The organism is Nostoc sp. DedSLP03 (assembly GCF_034530815.1).
Taxonomy (GTDB): domain Bacteria; phylum Cyanobacteriota; class Cyanobacteriia; order Cyanobacteriales; family Nostocaceae; genus Nostoc.
Genome location: NZ_JAVRCK010000081.1, coordinates 32,290 through 42,325, shown reverse-complemented (window position 1 = coordinate 42,325; position 10,036 = coordinate 32,290). Strand labels below are relative to the sequence as shown.

Annotated in this window: 10 protein-coding genes, 1 pseudogene and 1 CRISPR repeat array; of the genes and pseudogenes, 7 read left to right on the top strand and 4 right to left on the bottom strand. The window is 40.5% G+C overall.

The window, feature by feature from the left end; translation table 11 throughout:
• Positions 1-69: 69 nt before the first annotated feature.
• Together cas6 and RM368_RS29405 are read left to right on the top strand one after the other, a co-directional pair.
• A pseudogene (gene cas6, locus RM368_RS29410) lies at positions 70-690 on the top strand (CRISPR-associated endoribonuclease Cas6); the annotation flags it as partial.
• A 177-nt stretch (positions 691-867) separates the two neighbouring features.
• Positions 868-2,232 (top strand): tyrosine-type recombinase/integrase, encoded by a 1,365-nt coding sequence (locus tag RM368_RS29405; RefSeq protein ID WP_322697328.1) that lies wholly within the window; start codon positions 868-870, stop codon positions 2,230-2,232.
• A gap of 137 nt (positions 2,233-2,369) precedes the next feature.
• Here RM368_RS29405 and RM368_RS29400 read toward each other — a convergent pair whose 3' ends face one another.
• Entirely contained in the window at positions 2,370-2,918 is a 549-nt protein-coding gene (locus tag RM368_RS29400) for a LamG domain-containing protein (RefSeq protein WP_322697330.1), read from the bottom strand.
• 35 nt (positions 2,919-2,953) lie between these two features.
• Between RM368_RS29400 and cas4 the strand changes: the two genes are divergently transcribed.
• The 3 genes from cas4 to cas2 all read left to right on the top strand — a co-directional run bounded on the left by cas4 (position 2,954) and on the right by cas2 (position 5,192).
• Positions 2,954-3,508 (top strand): CRISPR-associated protein Cas4, encoded by a 555-nt coding sequence (gene cas4 / locus RM368_RS29395; protein WP_322697327.1) that lies wholly within the window; start codon positions 2,954-2,956, stop codon positions 3,506-3,508.
• A gap of 360 nt (positions 3,509-3,868) precedes the next feature.
• Positions 3,869-4,873 carry a type I-D CRISPR-associated endonuclease Cas1d gene (cas1d, locus tag RM368_RS29390; protein WP_322697326.1) on the top strand — a complete coding sequence of 335 codons (1,005 nt, stop codon included), beginning with the start codon at positions 3,869-3,871 and terminating at the stop codon, positions 4,871-4,873.
• Between the two features lie 31 nt (positions 4,874-4,904).
• Complete coding sequence (cas2, locus tag RM368_RS29385; RefSeq protein WP_322666482.1) at positions 4,905-5,192, top strand: CRISPR-associated endonuclease Cas2; 288 nt, start codon at positions 4,905-4,907, stop codon at positions 5,190-5,192.
• Between the two features lie 267 nt (positions 5,193-5,459).
• Positions 5,460-5,924: a CRISPR direct-repeat array (repeat unit 37 nt; unit sequence ATTGCAATTTATCTAAATCCCTATTAGGGATTGAAAC).
• Positions 5,925-6,092: 168 nt separating this feature from the next.
• Here the strand turns inward: cas2 and RM368_RS29380 are convergent.
• Complete coding sequence (locus RM368_RS29380) at positions 6,093-6,719, bottom strand: NAD(P)H-dependent oxidoreductase (protein WP_322697325.1); 627 nt, start codon at positions 6,717-6,719, stop codon at positions 6,093-6,095.
• A 119-nt stretch (positions 6,720-6,838) separates the two neighbouring features.
• Here RM368_RS29380 and RM368_RS29375 point away from each other — a divergent pair, with 119 nt between their 5' ends.
• Complete coding sequence (locus RM368_RS29375; protein ID WP_322697324.1) at positions 6,839-7,081, top strand: hypothetical protein; 243 nt, start codon at positions 6,839-6,841, stop codon at positions 7,079-7,081.
• On the top strand, positions 7,078-7,467 hold the full coding sequence (locus RM368_RS29370; RefSeq protein ID WP_322697323.1) for a type II toxin-antitoxin system VapC family toxin: 390 nt from the start codon (positions 7,078-7,080) through the stop codon (positions 7,465-7,467). Before RM368_RS29375 ends, RM368_RS29370 begins: the two co-directional genes overlap by 4 nt.
• 189 nt (positions 7,468-7,656) lie before the next feature.
• On the opposite strand, the gene RM368_RS29365 is transcribed toward RM368_RS29370, so the two are convergent.
• Both RM368_RS29365 and RM368_RS29360 read right to left on the bottom strand, forming a co-directional pair.
• Positions 7,657-8,391: an amino acid ABC transporter ATP-binding protein gene (locus RM368_RS29365; RefSeq protein WP_322674759.1), complete on the bottom strand. Its 735-nt coding sequence runs from the start codon at positions 8,389-8,391 to the stop codon at positions 7,657-7,659.
• A complete protein-coding gene (locus tag RM368_RS29360) occupies positions 8,384-9,874 on the bottom strand; it encodes an ABC transporter permease subunit (protein WP_322697322.1) in 1,491 nt (496 codons plus the stop codon). Before RM368_RS29360 ends, RM368_RS29365 begins: the two co-directional genes overlap by 8 nt.
• Between the last annotated feature and the right edge of the window lie 162 nt (positions 9,875-10,036).

The following is a 10,036-nucleotide window of genomic DNA, read 5'->3' as shown; positions in this document are numbered from 1 at the left end:
TGACTCTATTACATCCCTACCTCACTTTAAAAGATGTTGGTAATGACAAGCCTTTTGAAGGGGGGATCTAAATTGCAATATTCACATCAACAACCCATTCCCGCCGGAACTCCTTGTTGGTGGCGCATCTCTTTATTAGATGACACTCTATTTGGCAAACTTACCCAACTCTGGCTAAATCTTAATCCCAATCGCCCTTGGCATCTTGGCCCGACTGATTTGTATATTACCAGCATTCAAGGTACACCCCAATCTATTCAACCTTGGGCGAATGCCAGTACTTACGCTCAATTATACGAAGAAGCTAGCGATCGCAATTCTTCCATTAACCTTAGCTTTTCCACGCCTACCGCCTTTCGTCAAGGACAGTATGATACTACTCTTCCTACCAGAGAATCTGTTTTCAATTCTTTACTTTCGCGGTGGAATAAATACAGTGGCATAGAATTTACTCAGATTGCGATCGAGTCAATCTTTCCTTCATTTGTCAATATTCACACAGAAATATTAGCTGATTCTCGCAGCAAATTCATTGGCATTATTGGCGAAGTTAACTACAAGATTTTGGGAGAAATTGAACCCATCAAAATTAAGCAAATTAATGCTTTAGCTGATTTTGCTTTGTATAGCGGTGTCGGGAGAAAAACAACAATGGGCATGGGAATGACGCGGCGGCTATATTCTCCCTAATTTCAATAATCATTTAAAAACCATCTAAGTTATGAATCAAACTGAATATATTTCCATTGCGGCATTGAATCAATACGCCTATTGTCCGCATCGTTGCGGACAGTAAAAATGCTACAATTCTTAAATGTCAGTTATCTAAAAAACTGACTTCCATGTTTTGAGCATTAAGTGAGCATTATGGTAAACACTGGCAAAACTTCAACAGGCAAAACCTCCAAAGGCAAAGTATCAATCTACGTAGAGAAAAGCAGAATTAAAGCTAGGCTACCAAGGCAGTATTTTGGCGGAGAGCAGCCACGGATAGCACTAGGGATGGACGCTAATGATGCGAATATGGCTAGGGCGCAAAGACTAGCTGAGAGAATGACACTTGACTTACAGGATGGATGCTTTGACGAGACTTTAGCTAAGTACGGCATCATTGCTGATTTGAAACTTAAAGGTAGTGCTGTAACTTCTGATGACCAGCTACCGCCTAAACCCGAACTGTCTTTAATGGAAGTTTGGGATATGTACTGTAATTTCAGAAGAGAAAGCCTCAGTGAGACTGTATTCCAATTAAAGTTTAGGGGGGAATATTTACGCGCTATTCAGAAAGCACTTGGAAAGGTTGGTGAGTCACCACTAGATATACGCAATTGGTTATTGAACAATTACAGTCATTCAACAGTAAAACGAGTTTTGTCTTGTTTGTCAGAAGCTTATCAGTTAGCTATTAGACAAAAGCTAGTCCACCAGAATCTTTTTGATGGGATGGCAGAAGATATTAATACCAAGAAGAAAACCGAACGGATTATCGACCAAAGTAAAGAGATAGAAAGTGACGATGACGTGCTAGACCAAAGTAAAGCTTTTTCCTGGGATGAGGCACAAGAAATTCTAAAATACATTCAAGATGAGAGTAACAGGGTTAAGCACTATTACCCTCTCATTAAATTTAAATTTCTTACTGGATGTAGGACGGGAGAAGCGATTGCCCTTTGGTGGATAGATATTGAATGGGACAGAGAGAGAATACTGCTAAGAAGAAACTACAACAATCGCTTAAAGATTTACAAATCCACCAAGAATGATACAGTACGTATGTTTCCTATGCCTAAAGATGGTGAATTATGGCAACTACTTAAGTCGATACCACAAGGTAAATCAAACGAAAACTTATTCAAGAATAAAGTAGGTAAGCCCATAAATAGCGACTCACTACAACGCGTATGGCATGGGTATGAAGCATCAAGAAATAAAGGGATTATACCTGAATTAATCAAACAGGGTAAGGTAAAAAAATATCTACCTTGCTACAATACGCGTCACACATTTATTACTCATCAAATATTTGACTTAGGCAGAGACGCGGCAATAGTTAACGCATGGTGCGAACACAGTGAGGAGATGTCGAGAAAACATTACAGGGATATTGAAAAATACGCAATTCAGATAAATCCTGAAATATCGGTCAACAATCAACAATCGGAACTCGACTTACTTAAGGAACAGCTACGCAAGCAACAAGAATTAATCGACAAATTACTGCAAGACAAGTAATAAAACCCACCTACAAAAACAAATACCCCAAGGTAGCATCTCACTATCCTGGGGTATTATTCTGAAGTGACATGTCTGATGACATATTTTCATGTCAGTTTTAATGACATGTTTGAATGTCACTCTTGAACAAGGTGTCAGCTATCAGGAAAGGCAGCAGAGGGAACAGACGTTATCACCCTTGCTCTCTTGGTTATTCTAAGTTCGTCCACCTTCCCGTTGATGGAAGCACCTGCCCCAGATAACGGGTCACCTCCTACGGTAAAGGTGTTTGTATTCGGGAAGTTAGTAGCACCAGTATAGGAACCCAATAAGATACCGTCTTTGTATAACTTTAAAGTATTGCCTTCCCTGGTGACGGCGATATAGTACCACGTATTAGTAGACATGCCATGTGGTTGGTCAATGTAGACAGAGTACCAACCCGTTATTCTGATATTCGTTGAGTTGGCATCAAGATTGAATGTACTGTCACTGTTTGTGACGCTACGTGCTATTAGTGCCTTGAAACTTGATAGTGATGAGAATTTAACGAAAAATTCAATAGTGAAATCTTTTCCTGTTGAGAAATCAAAATCAATATGATTGGGTAGTGACATATAGTCTCCACTACCATCAAAGGAGAGACACCCATTACCATACTTTTTATCGGACGTGATAATCTGAGCGTCACCGTTTAAGGTCAATGTTTTACCTTTGACGTCCGTTAGGTTGTCAAGGTGTGCCAATAGCGCTACATCGCTGTTGGCGGATGTTTTGTGCAGGGGAGTTTACCGATAATCAATACACAATTGAAGGCACAACATTACACGATCGCGTCCACACCACAAGCGATATACAGCGAGGAGAAACTTGGCAGATTCGGGCAATTTGGCTCAAGTCTGAGCAATACAAACTCCTCGGCAAATCTGATTTAATTGAAGGCGAATTAGGTGAAATTCATCCAGTGGAATATAAACGAGGACGCAAGGGCGAATGGGATAACGATGAGTTGCAAGTTTGCGCCCAAGCCTTATGTTTAGAAGAAATGACAGGACAATCTGTAACTACTGGATATATCTATTATGCCCACTCCCATCAACGGCAATTAGTAGAGATTAATGCAGAGTTACGGCAAAGTGCGATCGCTACTATTGAATCTGTCACAAATCTCCTAGAAACAGGAGCAATGCCAAAACCAGTTTACAGCAAACGCTGCCAAGGATGCAGCCTTTATTCGCAATGTTTGCCCAAAGCAACTGATAAAGTCAAAAGTTATCAAGAAGTTAATTTTTGAAAATTATCTTGGATCATAAAATTTCCTACTACATCCACATACATAACTGATGCGAATTTCTCTAAAGTTTGCTTAGGTGGACTTTGTTTGTGTCTGATTTTTCATTTATACGACAAATTTAAAGTCCTTTGACCTGCATCTTTATTACATTGACCTGCATGTTTGTTGCATTGACTTGTACCTTTGTTGTATTGACTTGCACCTTTGTTGTATCGACCTGCATCTTTGATGTATCAAGCTGCACCTTTGTTGTATTGACTTGCACCTTTGTTATATCGACCTGCATCTTTGATGTATTAAGCTGCATTTTTGTTGCATCGACTTGAGTTTGACAATTTTTAATTAATTAAGGATGAAATCATGGGAACACTTTACGTAACACAAGCCGATGCTTTTATCGGTAAAGTTGACGAACGTCTCACTGTCAAAGCTGAACAAAAAACAATCTTGGATATCCCTTTAATTAAAATAGAGGGAATTGTAGTACTAGGACGGGCTACTATTTCTCCCGCCGTCGTCAGTGAACTTTTAGAACGTCACATTTGTTTAACATTTCTCACACAAAACGGACGATATTTAGGGCGTTTAGAACCAGAAGCTACTAAAAATATCTTTGTTCGTAAAGCCCAATGGCAAGCTGTGGGAGAATCAGAACCAGCAATACATTTAGTTAGAGGATTTGTGCGGGGTAAATTGAAAAATTACCGTCATAGCTTACTTCGCACTCAACGAGAACATCTTGATACTGACCTGAATAATAACATCACTCGATTAGAAAACGCGATCGCACCAATCGAAAACACTAACAATATTGATTCTCTCAGAGGCTTAGAAGGTGCTGGTAGTGCAGCCTATTTTGGTTGTTTTCAACAGCTAATCAAAACCTCAGAATTTATATTTGAAGCCAGACGCCGCCGCCCACCAACCGATCCAGTTAATGCGTTATTGAGTTTTGGGTATTCATTGCTACGTCATGATGTGCAAAGTGCTTTAAATATTGTTGGTTTCGATCCTTATCTAGGATACTTACACGTTGAGCGTTATGGTAGACCTTCCCTAGCTTTGGACTTGATGGAAGAATTTCGTCCTTTAATAGTGGATGCTGTAGTTTTGTCGCTGATTAACAAGCGATCGCTAACCTTAACTGACTTTACCACCGAACCGCTCAGTGGTGCTGTGTCTTTAACCAAAGAAGGACTACATACATTTCTTCGCGCCTACCAACAAAAGAAACTATCGAGTTTCAAACATCCAGTCATGGGCAACAAATGCACCTACCAAGAAGCCTTTGAAATTCAGGCGAGGTTATTAAGTAAGTATCTGATGAACGAAATCGATAAATATCCCCCTTTAATTCTCAAGTAATTTGTAATTTATCCCTCTCCCCTACTTTCCCATGTATATTGTTGTCAGCTACGACATTCCAGAAGATAAACGTCGGACTAAAATCCATTCTGTTCTCAAGTCTTACGGACAATGGATGCAACTGAGTGTGTTTGAGTGCGATATCACTCTCACTCAGTATGCTAAACTGCGATCGCGTTTAGCTAAATTGATTAAACCCGACACTGACAGCGTTCGTTTTTATTTTCTCTGTGGCTGTTGTCAGCGAAAAGTCGAACGCATTGGCGGAGAACAGCCACGAGACGAAACAATTTTCTTTGCTGAGTCTCCTTCTAGCTAGGTTTCTGCATTTCAAATGCGCGGAAGGGTAGGTGTAAAAATTTCACAGGCAAAAAAAATGCTTCTATCCCAACTCCAGCAAGGCTTTGAAGCCATTAGTCGCCTAATCCTCATCCGCGCAATCCCCAAAATGCTTATCAAAACACGATTTCAGCCTTTAAATTTTCTTGGCGCTCTTTCCAAACGAATTCTCTAATGCTATGATTACTCTGGAATCGCGCAACCGCACCTTGAAAACTAAATACAGCTTGGCTTTCAGGCTCCCGCTATTGCAATTTATCTAAATCCCTATTAGGGATTGAAACCTTTGTCGCCAAAAGCGTAACTCAGCATTAGCTAAAATTGCAATTTATCTAAATCCCTATTAGGGATTGAAACATAAGTGCGAGGAAATTTACCAGTAGAGCTATCATTGCAATTTATCTAAATCCCTATTAGGGATTGAAACCTAATGCTCCCCCCCTAGCCCCCCGACTCTACCCATTGCAATTTATCTAAATCCCTATTAGGGATTGAAACGCTTTTTTAATCAGTACATAATGCAATAAATTTTCATTGCAATTTATCTAAATCCCTATTAGGGATTGAAACAAATCAACATTCCCATTCCCTGGCTCCAATGCATATTGCAATTTATCTAAATCCCTATTAGGGTTTGAAACAAAATCAGATTAATTTGATTAGCAAAAGTGCTTTATTGCAATTTATCTAAATCCCTATTAGGGTTTGAAACAGTGCGACTCGTTTATGAACAAGCTGTATGACATATTTATTTACTTACAGCGAATTTTAAGTTAGTGACAGGTATAAAGCCTGTTTTACTTTTAAATTCTGACTCCTGAATTCTGAATTCTGAATTCTGCTGTATAGGTGTTCGTGATTTACTGAACACCTGAAGAATTTAGTTAAGCTTCAGCAATATCTTTGTTAAGCCATCGCCTAACCGCTCAATAGATTGTTGCTGTTTCGGATCTTTTAACGTGCCATCAGCATTAAAGGCTTCATAAGCTTTGGATACTGCTATTTGGTCGGGAAGTACCAAAACTTTGATATTTCCCAAAATAGACCGCAGGTGAACCAATCCCCGCAAACCACCAAGTGCGCCTGGGGAAGCACTCATAATAGTAGCAACCTTCCCTGCAAAAGCAGTCAAAGCCAAAGGTGCTTCATTTTGATATGGACGAGATGCCCAGTCAATGGCGTTCTTCAAAACTGCTGTGAGTGAACTGTTATATTCCGGCGAAGCAATCAGCAATCCTTGATGAGAAATCATCAAGTCCTTCAATGTGCGGGCATTGGCTGGTAGTCCTTCTTGAGCTTCCAAATCTTCATCATACAAAGGTAAAGGCAAATCGCGGAGGTCTACATAAGTCACTTCTGCGCCAGCTGCCTTAGCGCCAGCTGCGGCGATTTTTACCAGTTTTTTGTTGTAAGAATCTATCCGGGTGCTGCCAGCAAAGGCGAGGATTTTCGGTGGAGATGCCATAATTCTAGGTTGAATGGGAAGGATTAACCTGTTCAGCTGCATTATCCTGTTTTCAGGCGATCGCTATTTGCTACTTTTAGAGTTTCTTTACAAACTTTCTCTAAGTTACAAAATTACACTAATTCTAGTGAAGACTGAAAATTTGCCTTTGGAGTCGAAATATGAACGCTCACAAGATAGAAGTCGTTTTAACTGAAGATGGAACTTTGACACTACGCGGTTTACCTTTTCATGCCGGGGATGCAGTGGAAGTGATTATTCTGGAAACGAAAACTCCACACCACCAAGCAGCGCCAAAACCCAAATTTGAGACAAATCCAAATCTATTGCACAACACACAGCCATACCGTTATGACGATCCCACAGAACCCGTCGCCCTAGAGGACTGGGAAGTTTTGCAATGATTCTACTTGATACTCATATTTGGGTTTGGTGGGTTCAGAACGATTCACGACTGACTAAGCAACAGCAACAATGGTTACAAGATTACGAGTCTGGCGGTTTAGGAATCAGCATTCTTTCTTGTTGGGAAGTAGCTAAATTGATAGAGAAAAAGAGACTAGTTTTACCTTTGGCTATTGATAAATGGCTAGAAGCTGCTTTAAGTTATCCAGGAGTACAACTATTAGATTTATCTGTGCCAATAATCATTGATTCAACTCAATTAAACGGCTTCCATAGCGACCCATTTGACCAACTTATTCTGGCTACAGCCAGATTTTATGATTGTCCTTTGTTAACTTCAGATGCCAAGATTATTAACTACTCTGGTGTGAAAACACTGAAGTAGATTTAGATCGCTGTTTGCTACTTTTAGAGTTTCTTTACAAACATGATTGATGTATCAAATATTTTTACCCCACCCTAACCCTCCCCTTGTAAAGGGGAGGGAACTAGATTTTTTTCCTGTTTCCCCCCTTTACAAGGGGGGATTAAGGGGGGTAATTTTAATCACAGCCAACCACTTTTCAAACAACCTCTAAAGCATTTTTTCTAAGAACTGCTTGGCGCGATCGCACTGAGGATTTTGGAAAAACTCGCTAGGAGTAGTATCTTCTGCTAAACTTCCCCGATCGAGGAACATAATCCGATTGGCAACTTCTTTGGCAAAGCCCATTTCATGGGTAACGATCGCCATTGTCATACCTGATAGGGCTAAACCTTTCATCACTTCCAGCACATCTTTGACCATTTCGGGATCTAATGCAGAGGTGGGTTCATCAAACAAAATCATCTCAGGTTCCATTGCTAATGCACGAGCGATCGCTACTCGCTGTTTCTGTCCCCCAGATAGTTTGGATGGATACACAGACACTTTTGATTCTAAACCTACCTTCTTCAGCAATTCTAAGCCATGTTCTGCTGCTTTTTGCTTGTTAACACCTTTTACCTTGATGGGCGCGTAGGTGACATTTTCCAGCACATTCATGTGGGGAAACAAATTAAAATGTTGAAAGACCATCACCAAATGCTGGCGTACTTTAGCAATGTTTGCTTTAGGCTTGGTAATTTCTTGGTCGTGAAAGTAGATTCTGCCTCTGGTGGGTTGTTCTAACAAGTTTATGCACCGCAGAAAGGTAGACTTACCTGAACCAGAAGGGCCTAATATCGCAACCACTTCCCCTTGGTAAAACTCAGTGGAAATATCTTTGAGTACGTCGAGTTTGCCAAAGGATTTAGATAAGAATTCCGTGCGAATGATTACATTACTCACTTTCTCGTAACCTCCTTTCTAAAGCGGATGCACCCAAGGTCATACCCATTACCAAAACATAGTAGATTAACCCTGCAAATAGTAGTGGTTCAAAATAAATATATTTGTTTGCACCAACGATTTGGGCGCTGCGTAATATTTCCACTACCCCAATGGTTGACACCAGCGCGGAATCTTTGAGCAATCCGATAGTTTCATTTACCAATGCGGGAAGAATGTTTTTCAAGGCTTGGGGCAAAATCACATCCCACATCATCAACCAATAGGGAACACCCATAGACATCGCCGCTTCACTTTGTCCTTTATCCACCGCTTGAATCCCACCTCTGATGGTTTCCGACATATAAGCGCCAGAATTCAAGGTAAAAGTTAGTACCCCAGCCTCCAATGCGGAAATGTCATAGCCTGTAAGCTGGGGTGTTGCGTAGTAAACCAACGCCAACTGTAATAACAAAGGTGTACCTCGAAAAACAGAAGTGTAGGCGTTAGCAACCCAGGTAAGCGGCTTGATGCCGAGAATTTTTAACAGAGACAAGATTGTTCCCCAGATTAACCCCAAGGTTACAGATAATAGGGTAAACAACAAAGTTAACGGAATTCCCCGCAGAATAAAGGGAATATCGGGAAGAATTCTGGTGAAATCGAGATTCAATCCGCCTTTGGCAGGAGTTGAAGATGCAGAATTGGCGGCGGTATTCTGTGAAAACCACTTGGTTACAAGTTTAGCCAATGTGCCATCGTCCTTCATTTGTTGCAGGACTTTGTTAAAGGGTTGTACAAAAGAAGAACCTTTGGGAAAAGCGATCGCCGATCCACTTGCTTCCTCTGAGGGAATTGTATTAAATTCTAAATCTGGGTTAGCTTGGGCGAATCCCTTAGCGACGGTATCTTCAACAATTGCGGCATCAATTCGCCCAGATTTGATTTCTTGAACGACTTCTGGCACTTTATTGAGTTGCTTTAGCTGAATACCTGCAACTTTTTTCGCAATTTTTTGGGCATTTTGTTCTTGTATCGTTCCTAGTTGTACCCCAACTTTTTTTCCCGATAAATCTTGGGGTTGCTTCAGATTGCTACCTTTAGGAGCGACAATTGTATCTTTGGCTTCGTAATAAATAATTGAAAAATCAATGTTTTTTTGACGTTCTGGAGTCGGAGTCATCCCAGCCATGACAAAATCAGCGCGATTTGCTTGGATTGCAGGGATTAATCCATTAAAATCGGATTCCATTATTTGAAGTTTAAACCCTAGTTTTTCAGCAAGGGTTTTGGCAATATCTATATCAAAGCCAACGATTTGGCGATCGCCTCCTTTCGTATCATAAAACTCATAAGGAGGATAATCTGGGGAAGTAATCATCGTTAGCGTGTCTTTCCCTAAAGGTGAAGCAGCTTTTAGAGAATTGCTATGTCCGATGATGATGCTGATTCCTACTACTGCTACAACCAGTATCGTCAATAGCCATCCTTTTTTTTTCTTCATAAAATATTCCGCACCTTAACCCTGTTTTGTCAATCGAGCAAATAATACCTGTGATATCATCTCCGCTGAATGGCTATGGTGTACACACAAGTCTTCTAAATATTTCCTCACATCCTTGCCCTGCAATACCATTGCATCGGCTTGTTATGCCATTGCATCGGC